The 17,414-nt window shown below is 69.0% G+C and carries 13 protein-coding genes; 6 read left to right on the forward strand and 7 right to left on the reverse strand.

The window, feature by feature from the left end; translation table 11 throughout:
• Nucleotides 1-32 precede the first annotated feature (32 nt).
• Nucleotides 33-827, forward strand: a complete 795-nt coding sequence (locus G6O68_RS21960; RefSeq protein ID WP_165250794.1) for a lysophospholipid acyltransferase family protein — start codon at nt 33-35, stop codon at nt 825-827.
• Complete coding sequence (locus G6O68_RS21965) at nt 824-1,828, forward strand: phosphotransferase enzyme family protein (protein ID WP_165250795.1); 1,005 nt, start codon at nt 824-826, stop codon at nt 1,826-1,828. Before G6O68_RS21960 ends, G6O68_RS21965 begins: the two co-directional genes overlap by 4 nt.
• 1 nt (nt 1,829) lies before the next feature.
• On the opposite strand, the gene G6O68_RS21970 is transcribed toward G6O68_RS21965, so the two are convergent.
• The 4 genes from G6O68_RS21970 to G6O68_RS21985 form a co-directional block, all read right to left on the reverse strand.
• Complete coding sequence (locus G6O68_RS21970) at nt 1,830-2,690, reverse strand: TIGR00282 family metallophosphoesterase (RefSeq protein WP_165250796.1); 861 nt, start codon at nt 2,688-2,690, stop codon at nt 1,830-1,832.
• A gap of 28 nt (nt 2,691-2,718) precedes the next feature.
• Nucleotides 2,719-4,263 carry a ribonuclease Y gene (gene rny, locus G6O68_RS21975; RefSeq protein ID WP_165250797.1) on the reverse strand — a complete coding sequence of 515 codons (1,545 nt, stop codon included), beginning with the start codon at nt 4,261-4,263 and terminating at the stop codon, nt 2,719-2,721.
• Between the two features lie 311 nt (nt 4,264-4,574).
• Nucleotides 4,575-5,144 carry a DUF1579 domain-containing protein gene (locus G6O68_RS21980; RefSeq protein ID WP_165250798.1) on the reverse strand — a complete coding sequence of 190 codons (570 nt, stop codon included), beginning with the start codon at nt 5,142-5,144 and terminating at the stop codon, nt 4,575-4,577.
• Between the two features lie 150 nt (nt 5,145-5,294).
• Nucleotides 5,295-7,244, reverse strand: coding sequence for an esterase/lipase family protein (locus G6O68_RS21985; RefSeq protein WP_165250799.1), 1,950 nt, complete (start codon nt 7,242-7,244; stop codon nt 5,295-5,297).
• Between the two features lie 634 nt (nt 7,245-7,878).
• On the opposite strand from G6O68_RS21985, the gene G6O68_RS21990 reads away from it, so the two are divergent.
• The 4 genes from G6O68_RS21990 (at nt 7,879) to G6O68_RS22005 (ending at nt 13,560) form a co-directional block, all read left to right on the forward strand.
• A complete protein-coding gene (locus G6O68_RS21990) occupies nt 7,879-9,006 on the forward strand; it encodes an HlyD family secretion protein (protein WP_165250800.1) in 1,128 nt (375 codons plus the stop codon).
• A 21-nt stretch (nt 9,007-9,027) separates the two neighbouring features.
• Complete coding sequence (gene rbbA / locus G6O68_RS21995; protein WP_165250801.1) at nt 9,028-11,799, forward strand: ribosome-associated ATPase/putative transporter RbbA; 2,772 nt, start codon at nt 9,028-9,030, stop codon at nt 11,797-11,799.
• Nucleotides 11,800-11,874: 75 nt separating this feature from the next.
• The gene (locus tag G6O68_RS22000) at nt 11,875-12,369 is read left to right on the forward strand and encodes a hypothetical protein (RefSeq protein ID WP_165250802.1); all 495 of its coding nucleotides are present in this window, start codon (nt 11,875-11,877) and stop codon (nt 12,367-12,369) included.
• Nucleotides 12,370-12,435: 66 nt separating this feature from the next.
• Nucleotides 12,436-13,560 (forward strand): ABC transporter permease, encoded by a 1,125-nt coding sequence (locus G6O68_RS22005; protein WP_165250803.1) that lies wholly within the window; start codon nt 12,436-12,438, stop codon nt 13,558-13,560.
• On the opposite strand, the gene G6O68_RS22010 is transcribed toward G6O68_RS22005, so the two are convergent.
• The 3 genes from G6O68_RS22010 to G6O68_RS22020 form a co-directional block, all read right to left on the reverse strand.
• Complete coding sequence (locus G6O68_RS22010; protein WP_240911439.1) at nt 13,550-14,311, reverse strand: ABC transporter ATP-binding protein; 762 nt, start codon at nt 14,309-14,311, stop codon at nt 13,550-13,552. The genes G6O68_RS22005 and G6O68_RS22010 overlap by 11 nt on opposite strands.
• A 67-nt stretch (nt 14,312-14,378) precedes the next feature.
• A complete protein-coding gene (locus tag G6O68_RS22015) occupies nt 14,379-15,251 on the reverse strand; it encodes an ABC transporter permease (protein ID WP_165250856.1) in 873 nt (290 codons plus the stop codon).
• Between the two features lie 142 nt (nt 15,252-15,393).
• The gene (locus G6O68_RS22020) at nt 15,394-17,262 is read right to left on the reverse strand and encodes a thiamine pyrophosphate-binding protein (protein WP_165250805.1); all 1,869 of its coding nucleotides are present in this window, start codon (nt 17,260-17,262) and stop codon (nt 15,394-15,396) included.
• Between the last annotated feature and the right edge of the window lie 152 nt (nt 17,263-17,414).

Consider the following 17,414-nt stretch of genomic DNA (forward strand, 5'->3'; position numbering starts at 1 on the left):
CTCGCCGAGTCCCCACTGCCGGCTGTATCGTCATGAGTCCCTGGCTCCTGATCGGCCTGACCGCCGTCCTCCTGCTGCTCCCCTCCTTGCTGACTCCGGGGCGGCGCCCCTCCGCTCGCGTCTCCCGACCCGGCGAGATCGTGCCGAGTTTGATGCCCCTCTGGTGGCTGACCCGCGCCTACACCAGGGGAGTTCACGGGCTGCGGTCGAACGGCTGGGCTCCGCTCCCCGAGCGCGGGCCGGCGATCCTCATCGCCAATCACACCTGCTGCATCGACCACCTGCTGCTCCAGGCTCGCAGCCGCCGGGTGCTGGGATTCATGATCGCCAAGGAGATGTACGAGCTTCCCATCGTCCACGCGTTCTGCGTGCTGACCGGCTGCATCCCGGTCAATCGCGACGGCCGCGACCTCCAGGCGACCCGCGCGGCGCTGCGAGCCCTGGAGGAGGGGAAGGTGCTGCCGATCTTCCCCGAGGGACGCATCACGCCCGAATCCGGCCGAGGGCTGGGACCGATGCGGCCCGGCGCGGCGTTCATCGCGATCCGATCGGGTGCCCCCGTGATCCCGGCGTTCCTCTCGGGCACGCCGCCGACGGTGGACATCGGCCCCTCGCTCTGGACGCCGACTCGTTCGCGCGTGCGCTTCGGTGATCCCCTGGACCTTTCCGACTTCTCGCCTTCCCAGGCCGGCGACAAGGAGGTCCTCGCCGAGGTGTGCGATCGGTTCGATCGGGCCCTTCGTCGATTGCAGGAGATCAGCTTGCGGGAGGCCGGCGAGCTGCCATCCGGAGTCGAGCACCCGGCCGGCGTGGGACCGGCCGAGTGACCTCGGAGGAGCTTCGCACCGTCGTCGACCGCTATCCGGCCGCCGAGCGACCTCTGGCCCCTCCGGTGTCTCTGGGTGGAGCCGGCGGCCTGAGCGGGTCGCGGCTGTGGCGTTACACGTCGCGGAGCGGCGATCGCCTGGTCCGCGCCTGGCCTTCGGCGATCGGGGTCGAACGCGTGAGCCGGATCCACGCCTGGCTCCGCCGCCTCGCGGACCTGCCATTCGTCCCGCAGCCGATCGCGACTCGTGCTGGCGACACGATCGTGCGGCTTCACGATCGTTCCTGGGAGGTCGCCCCGTGGTTGCGCGGGACTTCCGCGTCGATCGAGCGGGCCCACGTCGACCGGGTCCGAGCCGTCTTCGAAGCCCTCGCCAAGGTCCATGTGCGGCTCGCGGGCTCCGACGCCCGACGCGGCCCGAGTCCCGGGCTCAGTGCCCGCTGCGATGAGGTGGCCGCACTCCGGCGTTCGGGATTCGACGAGATCGAGCGCTCTCTGGACCTGAAGGCCGACGACCCCCTGGCGGGCTCGGCGACGACCTGGCTCAGGTCGGCGCGGCGGGCTGCGCCAGACGTCCTGGCGGCGGCCTCGCCGGTCGTCGAACGGGCAGTCTGGTTGCAGCCGTGCCTCCGGGACGCGCGGCCGGGCCATTTCCTTTTCGATCAAGGTCGGCTGAGCGGCCTGGTGGACTTCGGGGCAATGGACGTCGAGTCGGTCTCCGCCGACCTGGCGAGGCTCGCGGGCGAGTGGTTCGGCCCGGATGACCTCTCGCTGCGATCCGAGGGGCTGGAGGCGTACGGTCGGATCCGCCCGCTGGAATCGGCGGAAGTCGAGGCGGCCCAGGCGTTCGAGACGCTGGCGGACCTGCTCATCGGCGAACGCTGGGTCCGCTGGCGGTTCCTCGAAGGTCGACGATTCGACGACCGCGTCTACCTTGACGGGATCGGACGGGGCCTCGCGCGGCTGGGACGTCTGGAGGTGGGGCGCCGATCGGAGCCCTGATTCAAGGCCTCGCGCCGGGCGAGGAGGGGTCGGGCAGCTGGTCCGGCGCGCCGGTCAGGATGCGTCGAGCCTCGTCCTGGTCGATGCTCACCCTATGGATCGAGAGGGCCCGGCCGCTCTCAGGGTCGACGCTGACCAGCGCGCCGTTGAGGCGCGGGTCGCCGACGGCGACGTCGAAGTGGGTGGGGACGAAAGAGAGCGTCGCGTTCAGCACCCTGTCGTAGCGTCGGCCGAGGATGCCGTCGTGCGGGCCGGTCATCCCCACGTCGCTCTGGTAGGCCGTGCCGCCCGGCTGGATGCGTTCATCGGCCGTTGCGACGTGGGTGTGCGTGCCGAGGACCGCGGAGACCCGGCCGTCCAGGTAGCGACCGAGGAGGTTCTTGTCGCTCGTGGCCTCGGCGTGGACGTCGACCAGGACCACCCGGACTGAGGGGCCGATCCGATCGAGGATCCGATCGGCGGCGCGGAAGGGGCAGTCGACGGGCTTCATGAAGGTCCGGCCGATGACCGAGAAGACGGCCGCCTGGGTGCCGTCGCGGGCCTCGACGAGGGCGAGGTCGGGCCCCGGGGCGTCGGCGGGGAAGTTGGCCGGCTTGAGGACGCGGTCCGAACGGTCGAAGACCTGATGGATGTCGTCCTTGCGGTAGACGTGGTCGCCCATCGTCAGCACGTCGGCGCCGGCGTCGGTCAGCTCTTCGAAGCAGCGCAAGGTCAGGCCCGAGCCACCGGCCGAGTTCTCCGCGTTGCAGACGACGAGCCCCAGCCCCCATCGGGGGATCAGCCGAGGCAGGAGCTGCGAGACGAGCTTCCGACCGGGGGAGCCGACGACGTCGCCGATGAAGAGGATCTTGAGGGGGGTCAACGCCTGGCTCGCTCTCGACGCGGGGGGGTCATCGGGCGTACTCGACGGTTCGGGTCTCGCGGAGGACGGTCACCTTGACCTCGCCGGGGTACGTCAGCTGGGCTTGGATCGACTTGGCGATCTCGCGGCAGAGGGTCGCGGACGAGGCGTCGTCGAGCTGCCGGCTGTCGACCATGACGCGGACCTCGCGACCGGCCTGGATGGCGTAAGCCTGCTCCACGCCGGGGAAGCCCAGGGCGAGCGATTCCAGCTCCTCCAGGCGGCGGACGTACTTCTCCAGCGTCTCGCGACGGGCCCCGGGACGGCTGGCGCTCACGGCGTCGGCCGCGGCGACGAGGACCGTGTAGGGGGCGTCGACCCGGAGGTCGTCGTGATGGCCGAGGGCCGCGTGGGCGACCTCCTTGCCCTCGCCGTAGCGCCGGAGCAGTTCCGCGCCCACCGCGGGGTGGCCCCCCTCCATCTCGTGATCCGCCGCCTTTCCGAGGTCGTGCAGGAGGCCGCATCGGCGGCCGAGCGCGCCGTCCAGGCCGATCTCCTCGGCCATCATGCCGGTGAGGAAGGCCACCTCGATCGAGTGCCGCAGCACGTTCTGCGAGTAGCTGGTGCGGAACTTCAGCTTGCCCAGGTAGTCGAGGATCTTGTCGTTCAGGCCCACGACGTCGGCCTCTCGGGCGGCGTCGCGGCCGAGCTTGCGGATATGCTGATCCATCTCGTCGTGGGTGTCCTTGACGATCTCCTCGATGCGGGAGGGATGGATGCGGCCGTCCTGGATCAGCCGCTCCAGCGCCAGCTTGGCGACCTCGCGGCGGATGCTGTCGAAGCCGGTTACGATGACGACGCCGGGGGTGTCGTCGACGATCACGTCCACGCCCGTCGCCTTCTCGAAGGCCCGGATGTTCCGGCCCTCGCGGCCGATGATGCGGCCCTTCATCTCGTCGTTGGGGATGTCCACGGTGCTGACGGTGATCTCCGCGGTGTGGGAGGCCGCGAACCGCTGGATCGCCACGGCCAGGATCTCGATCGCGCGTTCCCGGGCCGTCTCCCGGACCTGGGCCTCGTGGCGGAGGATGCGGTCGCCGACCTCGCCCCGCAGCTCCTCCTCGACGCGGGCCAGGAGCAGGCGTCGAGCCTCATCGCGGGCCAGCCCGCCGATCCGCTGGAGTTCCTCGGTGCGTCGAACCTCCAGGCGATCGACCTCGACCTGCCTGGCCTGGATTGCTGCCTCGCGCTCCGACTGCCGGTTCTGAGCATCCTCGAGTTGCCGCTCCTTGGAATTGAGCAGCTCGAGCCGCTGGTCGAGCAGGTCGCCGCGCTTCTCCAGGCGGCGTTCCTGCTCCCGCAGGGCCTTCCTCGTCTCGTCCATCTCGGCTTCCAGCGCCTGGCGGTTCCGGAGGGCCTCTTCCTGGGCGTCGACGGCGGCCTGCCTCCGGAGGGTCTCGGCCTCGCGGTGGGCGTTGCTGAGGATCTGGTCGACGAGGCCGCGCGCGGTGGTCGCCCGGTGGCGGGCGGAGATGTGGTAGGCCGCCCAGGCGCCGAGGAGTCCCAGGATCAGCCCGATCAGGCCTCCAGTCATCTGTCCGTACACGCCGGCCGGCCTTTCCAGGTCTGACTCTGCTGCGACTTCGGTCCGGTCGAGCCGGGGGCCGGGCCCCCGGCGGGCCCGGCGTTCGCTTGCGGTTCGTCGTCGATCCGCCGGGGGGAGCCGGGTCGGGGCGAGACGGCGACGCGCCCGATCGCCCTCGTCGCGGAGGCGCGAAGTGGGGGGTGCGGCTCGGCCCCCCGAGCTGCGCGAGGCCCGATCGGCGCGCGGAACTCGCACGCTACTCTAACAAAAGAGCCGGGCGGGTCAATCGCCCGCCGGCCCCCCCCCCAGCGGGGCCGAGGTCACTTGCTCCGGCGCTGATATGTCATCTGGAGGATCTTGAGATAGTCGTTCCCGGTGTCGTCCGACTTCAGGTAGAAGGTGAACTCACGCACGTCGTCGCTCTTGAGGACGGTCACGGTCTTGACGTCGTACGGCTTTCCCGTGCGAGGGTCGGTCGACTTGCCGAGGCTCGTCAGGGTCTTGGAGGCCTCGTCGTAGTCTCCTTCCAGGATCATCATGTGAGGGTCCGTCGAGTCCACCCAGACGTCGACGAACTTCTTCTTGGCGGGGTCGTAACCGCTGATGCCCCGGCCGGTGAACGGGGTTCCGGCCATCCGACCGTCGAACTTGCTGGTCAGCCAGAGCCCGCCGGGCATGAGGGTGATCTCCTCGACCCCCTTCGAGATGTCGGGCGGGGCGTCGGGGCCCTGCATCCACACCTTCACCTCGGCGTCCCAGGTGCCGACCTCCTTCGCCATCTTCTCGTGCTGCGCGGTCGGCTTGGCCGCCTCCTGGGCCCGAGCGTCGACCCCGATTGCGACGACCAGCGTCAGGAGCGTCCCCGGGATGAAGCGGAACGTCGTCTTCATGTCGCCTCCTCGTGATAGGTGTTCGAAAGAACAGGAATCGCGAGTGGGACTATGGGGTCTTCGTGGCGGTTTGTCCAGCGAAATCCGGTCTCGGCCGAGGTTTCGAACTCGCGGACTCGGCCTCGACGTCGGGTCGGGGCAGTCCGGCCGTCACCGGGGCAGGTCGGGCAGCTCGGCGCCGTCCTCCTCGACGGCGGCCGGCCGGCTCGGGGCGGCTGACGACTCGACGGTCGATGGTGTGGGCTTGAGGCCGAGGTGCTCTTGGAGGATCCTGCGGACTTCGCGGACGGCGAGGGGGTCTTTCTGCACGCCGTGGTCGGAACGTACGATCTTCTCGGACGCCACGCCGTCGAGGTGGGAGCTGCGGTAGGGGACCACGCCGTCCGTGGTCTGGCGGCGGTTGTCGGCCCGGACCGAGCCGATGATCGAGTGGAAGACGACGTCGGCGGCGGGCTTCATGTCGAGGATCGCCATCAGGATCGGCGAGTCGGTCGCCAGGGTCTCGATGCTCGACGGGAACCGCTTGAAGCGGCGGTTGAAGGCGTCCGGGTTGTCCTTCACGAGCTGGCTGAGGAGCTTGTAGATGTAGTCCGGGTCCGAGATCAGGTTGGTGCTGACCCGGCCGATCATGCTCCGCGACAGGTCCGACCCCCGGTGCGGCGTCGCCAGGAAGACGACCCGCTTGATAAAGGGGAGGGGCTCGAAGAACAGGAGCCTCTTGAGCTGGGCGAGGACGTCGGGCGGGCCCAGGATGTCCTCGAAGGTCTGGTCGGAGTTGAGCTGCCAGAGCTGCTCGCCGCTGGAGACGACCATGCAGTGGCTGAGCAGGCCCCCCATCGAATGGCCGAGCAGGACCATGCGGTCGAAGGCCGGGTCGCGTCCGTCCGGGTCATAGGTGGACTTGGCCAGGCTCAGGGCGTCGCGCAGGTTGGCGGCGGCGATCGGCAAGGGGACCCCGGTCGGGTACATGTACAGGAAGAACTGGTAGCGGTCGCGGATGTCCGGGTCGCGCTGCAGTTCGTCGAGCATGGGGATCCAGGCGAGCGGGCTGCTGATCAGTCCGTGGACCATGACCACCGGGATCTTCCCCGGCTCGTAGGGGCGGATCATCAGGAGGTTGGCCCGCTCCAGGAGCTGTTCCGGCCGCATCAGCCCGGACCAGCGGAACTTCTCCAGGTCGGTGCGCGACCACATGTAAGCGAGGGGGGTCGTCAGGTCGATCTCCAGGGCGATCTGATTGCCCGGCTCGCCGACGACCTGATACTGGATCGGGTCGACTAGCTGGAGCGTGCACTGGCGGACCTGATTCACCGCTTCGCCGGGCTCGCGCAGGCGGGAATTGGGGACGAGGAAGGCGGTCAGCGGAAAGGCCATCTCGGCGGGATAGAACCGTTCGGTCGGCGGGCGTTCGGTCTGCTTCGGGTCGCTCTCGCGGACCGCGATCAGGGGGACGCCGATGCCGTACTGGTTGCGGCTGACCGCCAGGCCACCGACTTCGAAGTCGCTGGTCGGCAGGAGCTTGTGGATGTCGCCGGCCTTCCAGGGCGAGTCGCGGAGGGAGACCTGCAACTCCTGCTCGCGGTCGCCGGCCTTGAGCTTGATCTTGCCCTGGGGGTCGATCGGGTCCTGGGACTGGGCCGCGCGGATGATCCGCTCCAGGCCGGCGTTGTAGATCTCGCAGGCCAGGCGGTAGCGGGGGTCGGCGGGGGCGCGGCCGGCGGCCAGCTCGGGGTCGAAGAGGTAGTCGTACGCGTAGGCGACGGCGTCCTGATAGCGGCCGACGGCCACGGCCTTGCGCCATCGATCGTTCTTGCAGCCGTCGACCCAGGACAGCTCGGCCAGGGCGTAGACGATCTCGGAGCTGGGCTGGGAGCGCGCGATCTTCTCCAGGCTCTCGAGCGTGTGCTCGACGTCCCGCCGATAGCGCTTCTCCAGGTCGTAGCGACGGAGGGTCTCCATCGTCCGGGGGCTGGGCCGGTCGATCCCGGAGAGGCTGAGCTGGAACGAGCTGAGGCCTCGATCCCCTTTGGAGGCCTGGATCGTGATGTCCGACCAGCCGAGCAGGGTGGACGCGGTCAGGACGAGATGGGCGATCGACATGGCGGGTCACTCCCTCGACCCCGGGACGGCGGCACGATTCGCGCGGCGGCCGACGACCGCTAGCCGGGGCCGGACGAGCCGATCCCGGAGGGCGGATCATGCCCGCCGAGCCCCCCGCGGTCAATGGCAGGTGCCCTCGCCGAAGGCCCCGGGCGGGTGAACTGATCGGCCCGCGGATCGGCTTCGATTGGGTTCGTTCGCGCGACCGTTCGCACCTGGAAAATTGGTTTAAGTCGATACCTTGGTGGGGTTTAGGAGTCCTCTGGAAATTGGCTTCGTTTGGCGCGGATCGTACGCCTCGCGGCGTGCGATCTGGAACTCCGGGGATCCCCGTAACTCCCCCCTCGCCGATTTCCCTCGGGCTCGGATGGGATGACAGCGTGGTCCGACCGAGGCCGGCTCGCTTCGAGCTTTCGGGGCGAATTGTCAAGGAGCCGCTTGGTCGGCGCGCAGGCCTCCCATCTGGATTCTACTATGAAACGGCGGGGTGCGGCCGCGGCCGTGCGCCCGAATCGGAGTTCGGAAACTCTCGACCTCGTTGTGTCTCCCCAGCGGCGGGTTGAGAATGAGAGGTCGCCGGATCCGTTCTCCGAGGCGAAGCCGCCTCGACGTCGGACACGCCCCGAGGGGACCCATGAATACGAAGCTGGTACGCAGGCTGGTCGTGACCACGGTCGTGCTCCTGATGGGGGCGGCGGCCTGGGTCGGATATCAGGAGCGGCTCAAGAAGCAGCTGCCGACGGGCATCGTCTCGGGCAACGGCCGGATCGAATCGGTCCAGGTGGACGTCTCCGCCAAGTATCCGGGCCGGGTGCTCCGGATCTTCGCCGAGGAGGGCGACCTCGTGCGGCAGGGCAAGGTCCTCGCGCAGATGGACACCGCCGAGCTGGAGGCCGAGCTGGCCCGGGGCAAGGCGAAGATCGCCGAGGCCCAGGAGACCGAGAATCAGATCAAGGCGGAGATCCTGGAAAAGGAGAGCAACCTCCGGTACGAGACGCAGGAGTTCGCCCGCAACCGCGAGCTGTTCGGCCGTCGCGTGATCTCGCGCGAGGAGATGGAGAAGTCGCAGACCAAACGCGACATCAGCCAGGCCGCGGTCGACTCGGTGAAGGCGAAGCTCCTCGTGAACCGGCGGACGATCGAGGCGGCGACGGCGGACGTGCAAAACACCCAGGTTAAGATCGTCGACTCGACGCTGGTGTCCCCCGTGAACGGTCGGGTGCTGTACCGGCTGGCGCAGGAGCGCGAGGTCCTCGGGGCGGGCGGCAAGGTCCTGACGCTCGTGAACCTCGACGACATCTTCATGGAGATCTTCCTCCCCTCCGACGAGGCGGCGCGGGTCGACATCGGCGCCGAGGCCCGGATCGTGATCGACGCCCGTCCCGAATACGCCGCGCGGGCCAACGTCACGTTCGTATCCCCCGAGGCCCAGTTCACCCCGAAGCAGGTCGAGACTCGAACCGAGCGCGACAAGCTCATGTTCCGGGTGAAGCTCCGCGTGCCGCACGAGGTGATCCTCCCCTACATCGAGCGGGTCAAGACGGGCGTGCGGGGCGTGGGCTACGTCAAGATCGACCCCGCCACCCCGTGGCCCGAACGGCTCGAACGCCGCTTCCCGGAGATCGTCGCCGACGAGGCGGCGAAGAAGGCCGAGGCCGAGAAGGCCGCCGAGCCGCCGCCCCCCGCCGCGGCGCCCGCCGAAGCGGCCCCAGTCCCGAAGCCGGAAGCCGAAGCGGCCCCCGCGGCGAAACCTTCGATCTAGCCTCGGAGCAGGGGACCGCTCATGGCCATCGGGGTGACTCACGTCGCGACGGTCGACTCCGTCGTCCACGCTTACGGCCGCTCGTCGAAGGCCCTCGACGGCGTGACAGTCGATTTCCCGTCCGGCTGCATGATCGGCCTGATCGGCCCCGACGGCGTTGGCAAGTCGACGCTCATGGGGCTCGTGGCCGGGTCGAAGAAGATTCAGGAGGGTCGGGTCCACGTCCTTGGCGGCGACATGGCCGACCCGTCGCATCGCCGCGCGGTCTGCACGCGGATCGCCTACATGCCGCAGGGGCTCGGGAAGAACCTCTACCCGGAGCTGAGCGTCTACGAGAACATCGACTTCTTCGCCAGGCTGTTCGGCCTCTCGGCGGCGGAGCGGAAGTCGCGGATCCCGTCGCTGCTGGAGGCGACCGGGCTGGGGCCGTTCCCGGACCGGCCGGCGGGCAAGCTCTCGGGCGGCATGAAGCAGAAGGTGAGCCTCTGCGCCTCCTTGATCCACGACCCCGACCTGCTCATCCTCGACGAGCCGACGACGGGCGTCGACCCGCTCTCGCGACGGCAGTTCTGGAGCCTGATCGACTCCATCCGCCAGACCCGGCCGGGGATGAGCGTCCTCGTCTCGACCGCGTACATGGACGAGGCGCAGGGGTTCGACTGGCTGATCGCCATGAACGCCGGCCGCGTCCTGTCCACGGGGACCGTGCCCGATGTGCTGGAGCGAACCGGCTCGGCCGACCTCGAAGCGGCGTTCGTGGCCCTCCTGCCCGAAGCCCAGCGCGGGAATCGCGCGCGATTGACGATCCCGCCGAGGGTCGACGCGGGGGGCGGGCCGGCGATCGTGGCGAAGGACCTCACCAAGAAGTTCGGCGACTTCACGGCGGTGTCCGACGTCAACTTCACGATCCCGAAGGGGGAGATCTTCGGCTTCCTGGGCTCGAACGGCTGCGGCAAGTCGACCACGATGAAGATGCTCACCGGGCTCCTGCCGGCGACCTCGGGCGAGGCCCTGTTGTTCGGGGAGACCGTGGAGGCGGGGAGCGTCGCGGTCCGCAAGCGGGTCGGCTACATGTCGCAGGCGTTCTCGCTCTACGGCGAGCTGACCGTCTCGCAGAACCTCTGGCTGCACGCGAGGCTCTTCCACCTGCCGCCGGGCGAGATGGCCGGCCGCATCGACGGCCTGGTCGACCGCTTCGGGCTGCGGTCCTACCTCGACGATTCATCGGAGGCGCTCCCGCTGGGCCTCCGCCAGCGACTGTCGCTGGCCGTGGCGGTGATCCACGAGCCCGAGATCCTGATCCTCGACGAGCCGACCTCGGGCGTCGACCCGGTGGCGCGCGACGAGTTCTGGGAGATGCTGATCGAGCTGTCGCGGGGCGAGGCGATCACCATCTTCATCACGACCCACTTCATGAACGAGGCGCTCCGGTGCGACCGGATCTCGCTCATGCACGCGGGGAAGGTGCTCGCCTGCGACGCGCCGGCGCGGCTGATCGAGGCCCGGGGCTCGCCGGACCTGGAGACGGCGTTCATCGCCTACATCGAGGACGCCATCGGCGAAGGCGGCGGGGAGGGGGGCGATGAGAAGGCCCGCGACGCGCTGGCCGCGGCCTTCGGCGCCGAGGCTTCCCGCGCGGCCGCGGGCCGCGGCTCCGGCTCGGAGTGGATCAACGCGACGCGGGTGCTGGCCTACAGCCGCCGGGAGACTCTGGAGATCCTCCGCGACCCGGTCCGGCTGGCCTTCGCGTTCGTCGGGTCGATCCTCCTGATGCTGATCTTCGGGTACGGCATCACGACCGACGTGGAGCACGTCCGCTACGCCGTCCTGGACGACGACCGCTCGCCGGCGAGCCGGGGGCTGGACGAGGCCTTCGCCAACTCGCGATCCTTCCGCCGGCTTTCCCCGGTTCAGTCGCCGGACTCGGGCGACGAGCGGCTCCGCGCCGACGACGTGTCGATGGTCCTGGAGATCATGCCCAACTTCGGCCGCAACCTGGAGCAGGGCCACTCGCCCGAGGCCCGCGCGACCATCGACGGCTCGAACCCCTTCCGCGCCGAGACGATCCGCCAGTACGCCGACGGCACGCACCTGTCCCACATGGAGGACGTCTTCCGGACCGAGCACGCCGGCGAGACCTTCGCGGCCTCGTCGAGCGTGCAGCCCCGGTTCCGCTACAATCCCACGTTCGAGAGCATCTACGCCATCGCCCCGAGCGTGCCGCCGATGCTCCTGGTGCTGATTCCGGCGATCCTGATGGCCGTGAGCGTGGCCCGCGAGAAGGAGCTGGGCTCGATCGTCAATTTCTACGTCTCGCCGACCTCGCGGCTCGACTTCCTGATCGGCAAGCAGCTCCCGTACGTCGCCATCGGGATGCTGAACTTCGTGCTCCTCTCGGGCGTGGCGAGCTTCGTCTTCGGCGTGCCGATCAAGGGGAGCGCCACCGCGCTGGTGGTCTGCTCGATCCTTTACGTCGCGGCGACGACCTCGCTGGGGCTGGCGATCTCGGGGATCACCGGGTCTCAGGTCGCGGCGGTCTTCGTCACGACGATCGTCACGATGGTCCCCACGACGCAGTTCTCGGGGATGCTCCAGCCCGTCTCCACCCTCGCCGGCGCGGCGCGAGTGGTCGGCTCGCTCTGGCCGACAACCTATTACATGCACGCCAGCGTCGGGGCCTACACGAAGGGGCTGGAGCCCCGGCTGCTGCTCCAGGACGCGACGATCCTGGCGGCGTTCGTCCCGATCTTGCTCCTGATCGCCGTGGCTGCGCTGAGGCCTCAGGAGGTATAAGCTGGATTAGCTGAATGGTCGCATTCATGTGTGAACGAATTCTATAGGCCAAGTCGTTCAACAGCGAGCCCACCGATGCCGAGCAGCGACCGACAGCCGATGAGCCGGGGCCCCATGCGGTCGTGGCTGAAGGCGACGGTTCAGTCGGAGTTCCTCGCGGAGCTGCGGCCGTCGCCGGCCAGCGAGGGCGAGGAGCCCGAGGTCTTCGCCCGCTCGCTCCTGTCACGGCTTCAGGGAGGCGACGGCGGATTGGGGCCGGACGATCGGCTGGCAATCGCATTCCGGGAGTTTCGCCGGTGGGTGGAGGCGGAGCGGCGAACGCGGCGTCTCGCTCGGCTGGGCGAGAAACCGGGTCGCAAGAGGCTGTACGAGCCGTGGCCGGCTCCCTTGCCCGCCACCCAGCCCCACGCGGCGAAGAAGGACGCGGGTCTCGGGAAACCGTCGGCGGGAGAGGGCCGGGGCGGCGTCGGCGGGTGGCTGTCGCGGATCCGGGCCGCCCTCGCGGCCCGGCGGGGGGCTCGGGCCGCCGATCTCTCGCACCCGATGTGGGACGAATGGCTGGATGCGTAGTCGAGGATCACGCCCCGGACCGGCCGGGTCGCGATCGCAATCAAACCGAGTCAGGTCAGGCCCATCGTGGAATCGCTCGCCAACATCTTCTGGCTCGGCGTCAAGGAGCTGCGGAGCCTTCGCAGCGACAAGGTGCTGGTGCTGTTCGTCGTCTACGCCTTCACGCTGGCGATCTACACGCAGGCGCGGGGGACTTCGTCCGAGGTGTTCAACGCCTCCATCGGGTTCGTGGACGAGGACGGCTCGGCGCTCTCGCGCAAGCTCTTCCAGGCGTTCTACCCGCCCCGCTTCCAGGCGCCGGTCGAGATCCGGGCTGACGAGGTGGACGAGGCGATGGACTCCGGCCGGCTGATGTTCGTGGTCCAGATCCCGCCCCGGTATGAGCTGAACCTCCGGGCGGGACGGTCGGCCGAAGCCCTGGTGGTCATCGACGCCACCGCGATGCTGCAGGCGAGCATCGGCGCGTCGTACATCCAGAACATCATCACCGATCAGGTCGCGGAGTTCCTGAGCCGATCCGACCCGAACTTCCGCTACCCCGCGCGGCTGGTGACGCGGAAGGCGTTCAACCCCAACGGCGACACCTCGTGGTTCAACAGCATCGTGGCGATGATCAACCAGGTGACGCTGCTGACCACGGTGCTGACGGGAGCGGCGCTGATCCGCGAGCGCGAGCACGGCACGATCGAGCACCTGCTCGTCATGCCGCTGACGGCCTTCGAGATCGCCGCCGCCAAGATCTGGTCGAACGCGCTGGTGATCCTGGCCGCGGTGACGGCGTCGCTGGTGTTCATGATCCAGGGGGTCTTGCAGGTGCCGATCGCGGGGTCGATCGGGCTCTTCCTGGCGGGCGTCGTGCTTTACCTGTTCTTCGCCACGGCGCTCGGCGTGTTCCTGGGGACCGTCGCGCGGACGATGGCCCAGTTCGCGCTTCTGATCATCCTGATCCTGATCGTCCTGCAGTTGCTCTCGGGGGGCCAGACTCCCGTGGAGAGCCAGCCGGAGTTTCTCCAGAGGCTGACGTTCCTGCTGCCGTCGCGGCACTTCGTCGCGTTCTCGCAGGCGATCATCTATCGGGGGGCGGGGATCGAGGCCGTCTGGCCGAACTTCCTGGTCGTCGCCCTGGTTGGGGCGGGATTCCTGGCGTTCAGCCTGCAACGCTTCCGGCAGTCGATCGCGATCAGCCGCTGACCTCGGCCGGGTCGGGCTCGGCGGCGGGCGCCGGGGCGTTCACCGACTGGATGTAGGCGTCGAGGACCTCGTCGATGGGGCCGTCGGCGACGAGCCGGCCCTTTTGCATCCAGAGCCCGCGGTCGCAAAGCTCGCGCAGGGTGTTCAGCTCGTGGGAGACCAGGATCACGGCGTGGGAGCGGTCCATCACGCGGCGGATTCGCTCCTTCGCCTTGGCGCGGAACGCGGCGTCGCCGACGCCGAGCGACTCGTCGACCAGGAGGATCTCCGGGTCGATCTCGGTCGCCACGCCGAAGGCCAGGCGGGAATACATGCCGCTGGAGTAGTACTTGAGCGGCAGATGGGCGAACTCGCGGAGCCCGGTGAACTCGTGGATGCCCTCGACCTTCGCCAGCATCTGCTTGCGGGTGAAGCCGAGCATCGCCCCGTTGAGGAGGATGTTGTCGAAGCCGGTCAGCTCGGAGTTGAACCCCGCGCCCATCTCGATCAAGGGCGCGACCATGCCGCGGACGTCGAGCACGCCGTGCGTCGGCGGGTAGATCCGGGCGAGGAGCCGCAGCAGTGTGCTCTTGCCCGCGCCGTTGGAGCCGACGATGCCGATGCGCTCGCCGCGCCGGATCCGCAGGTTGATGTCGCGCAGGGCCCAGAACTCGGAATTGGGGACCTGGCGGTCGCGGCGGAGCAACAGCTCCAGGAACGCGCGCTTGAGGGTGTACGACTTGTCGGAGTAGTTGACGAACTTGAGCGACACGTCGCGCAGCTCGATGAGGGGTTCGGCGGCCTTATTGCGGTCCTTCCGAAGACCCCGGCTCCGGCCCTCAGAGTCGGAAAACCATCTTGTCTTCGTTGGACTTGAACGTGACATAGCCGATCCCCAGACTGGCGGTCGCCAGGGCGGCGGCGGTCAGCACCAGGCTGAGCGGCGGCCAGGCCCCTTTGCACAGGATGTCGTGGAAAATCTCGATGAAATAGAAGGCCGGGTTGAGCCAGAACCGCCAGCGCTGCGACTCCTCGAACTGCGTCACCGGGTAGATGATCGGGGTGGCGAAGTACCAGGCCTGGATGAACACGCCGACGAGGTGCCCACAGTCGCGAAAGAAGGTGTTCGCGGTCGCCACCAGGAGCCCCAGCCCCAGGGTGAAGGCGAAGATGAGCCCGACCGCCACCGGCAGGAAGAGCATCGCCGCCGACGGCCGAGCGCCCAGCGGCACGAGCAGCAGGAACAGGGCGGCGAGCGAGAGCATCCCGGTGATCAGGTTGATCAGCACCCGGACCAGGGGGAAGATCAGCTTGGGGACGTAGATCTTCCGGATCAGGGATTCGTTCATGATGATGCAGACGGACGATTCCGTGACCGCCCCGGCCATGAACGTCCAGGGGACCATCCCGGCGAGCAGATACAGCGTGTAGCTGCCCCCGCCCCCCTCGATCCGCATCAGGCTGGAGAAGACGACCGAGAGCACCAGCATCATCAGCAGCGGGTTGATGAGCGTCCAGAGGAAGCCCATGAACGACCGCTGGTAGCGGACGCGAAGCTCCGTCACGACCATGTTCTGGACGACCGGCCAGAAACGGACGAGCTCGGCCCGGTCGTTCGCCAGGCGGCGTCGCCACACCTCGGACAGGCGTACGGACGGGGGCGCGGGGAAGGACTCCACGGCCTCGGTCGTCGTTTCGTTGCAGACGTCCATGTTCACGAGAGAACCGTCTCCCTGCGACGGGCCGCGACGAGGCCCGATCGTCCCCTGGCCCGACGGGCGGGATCTTACGAGGAAGGCCGGAATCGCGGAAGGGCAACCGCCGAGGTGCGGCCGGCCCCGCCGCGACGCGCGCTCAGTCGTCGTCCCGGCGCGGGGTGATCGCGCGGACCCCGACCCGCGAGGCGAGCCGGACCTTCTCGCGGTTCGACATGTCGCCGATGTACTTGGTGCGCAGGGCGTTCAGCCAGCGGATGTCGCGGCCGTCGTAGCTGACGATCACGTGGGTCAGGATCGGCCCGGCCAGGCCTAACGTCCGCTGGATGCCGGGGCCCACGTCGGCGTTGCTGGCGATCTGGTTGTATCCCACGCCCATGGCCGAGGCGAACGCCGCGTAGTCGATTCGGGCGATCTCGGTCGCCGTGGTGCGGCGGAAGACCGGCTCTTGGAGCATCTGCATGTAGTGGTACGCGCCGTCGTCGAAGACGAAGAACTTGACGGGAAGCCCCAGCCGGGCGGCCGTGGACATCTCCATGGCCGACATCAGAAAGCAGCCGTCGCCGGTGACGCAGACCACCTGCCGGTCGGGGCGGACCCGCTGCGCCCCGATCGCAGCCGGGATCGCCCATCCCATGCTCTGGTTGTCGGCCGGCGTGAAGTACCGGCGCGTCCCCTGGACCTCGACCGTCTCGGACGCCCAGTGGGTCGACGCGGTGACGTCGACGAAGATCAGCTCCTCGGGGCCGAGCGTGCAGCGGAGCTGGCTCAGGAAGAACATCGGGTCGACGCACTGGGTGATTTGCTGCGTCCGGGCGATGCAGCGGTCGACCTGGCGGAGCTTGTCGATCTTCCCCCAGAGGGCCGGGTCCGCGGGCCGGCGGACGGCCGCGGCGTCGCCGAGCAGGCGGTCGAGGAAGACGCGGGAGTCCGACGCCAGGCAGTGGCTCGTCGGCACGTTCTTCCCCAGGTTCTGGGGGTTGATGTCGACATGGACGACGTCGGTCTTGGGGATCGCGTAGTTGGCCGTCGAGACCTCGCTGTAGCGGACCCCCACGGCCAGCACGAGGTCGACGTCCTTGAAGACCCTCTCGGCCGCGCGGGTGCCTTGCTTGCCGTAACCCCAGCCGACTGCCAACGGGTGAGCGTCGGCGATCGCTCCTTTTCCGCTGACGGACGTCGCCACCGGGGCCTGGAGCATCTCGGCCACGGCCGTCAGCGACGGCCCCGCGTCCACGCAGCCGAGCCCGGCGTAGATGCCGATGCGCTTCGACTTGTCCTGCAGGTGGCAGACGATCTTGCGGTACGCCGCCTCATCGAACGGCGAGGGCATCGGGGGAGGGGGGGCCTGGTCGTAGTCCCAGACCTCCATGAAGAACGGGTACGGGATCACCACCCCCACCGGGCCGGGCTCGCCCGCCTGCGCCAGGCGGAAGGCGTGGAAGAGGGTGCCGGGGATCTCGGCCTGGTGGCGGACGACGAACATCGCCTTCACCAGCGGCCGGAGCAGGGCCTCGTTCGCGAGCCCGTGCACCTGGCCGATGGGGGCGTTCGCCGAGCGGTCGATGTCGGTGATGATCGCGACCAGGGGGATGCCGTCGTAGAGGGCCTCGCCCAGGCCCGTCAGGCAGTTGGTCAGGCCGGGCCCGGGGACCACCGAGAACGCGCCGGGGCGGCCGGTGGCGCGAGCCGAGGCGTCGGCCATGACGCTGGCGGAGGCCTCGTGCGCCACCAGCATGTACGGGACCTCGTACTGCTTGAATGCGTCCCAAAGCTCGTTGTTCTGCGCGCCGGGGATGCCGAAGACGCAGGGCGTGCCCTCGCAACGGATCGTCGCCGCGGCGGCCTGGGCGCCGGTCATGCGGCCCCGGACGCCCTCGCGGTGCGCGGTCCGTCCCAACTCCACGCGGCCGGCCGCGGTTGCCTCGGGCGTCTGGGTGGCGACGACCGCGCCCGCCGCCACGGCCGCGGTCCCCATCGCCTGGCGACGATTGAGCTTCGGCGTCATGCTCCGACTCCCTTCGGAAGATTCCCATCCTCGACGTGGCGCCCCCCGAGTCCCCGGGACCCACGCCACGCGCATTCCTACAAAGGGATGTATCGGCGCGATCGGCGTGTCGCCTCGTCCGCCGACGCGCCGTATTCGAGGCTTCTGGCGCA

Origin of the sequence: Paludisphaera soli, assembly GCF_011064595.1 — a bacterium.
In the GTDB taxonomy this organism is placed as follows: domain Bacteria; phylum Planctomycetota; class Planctomycetia; order Isosphaerales; family Isosphaeraceae; genus Paludisphaera; species Paludisphaera soli.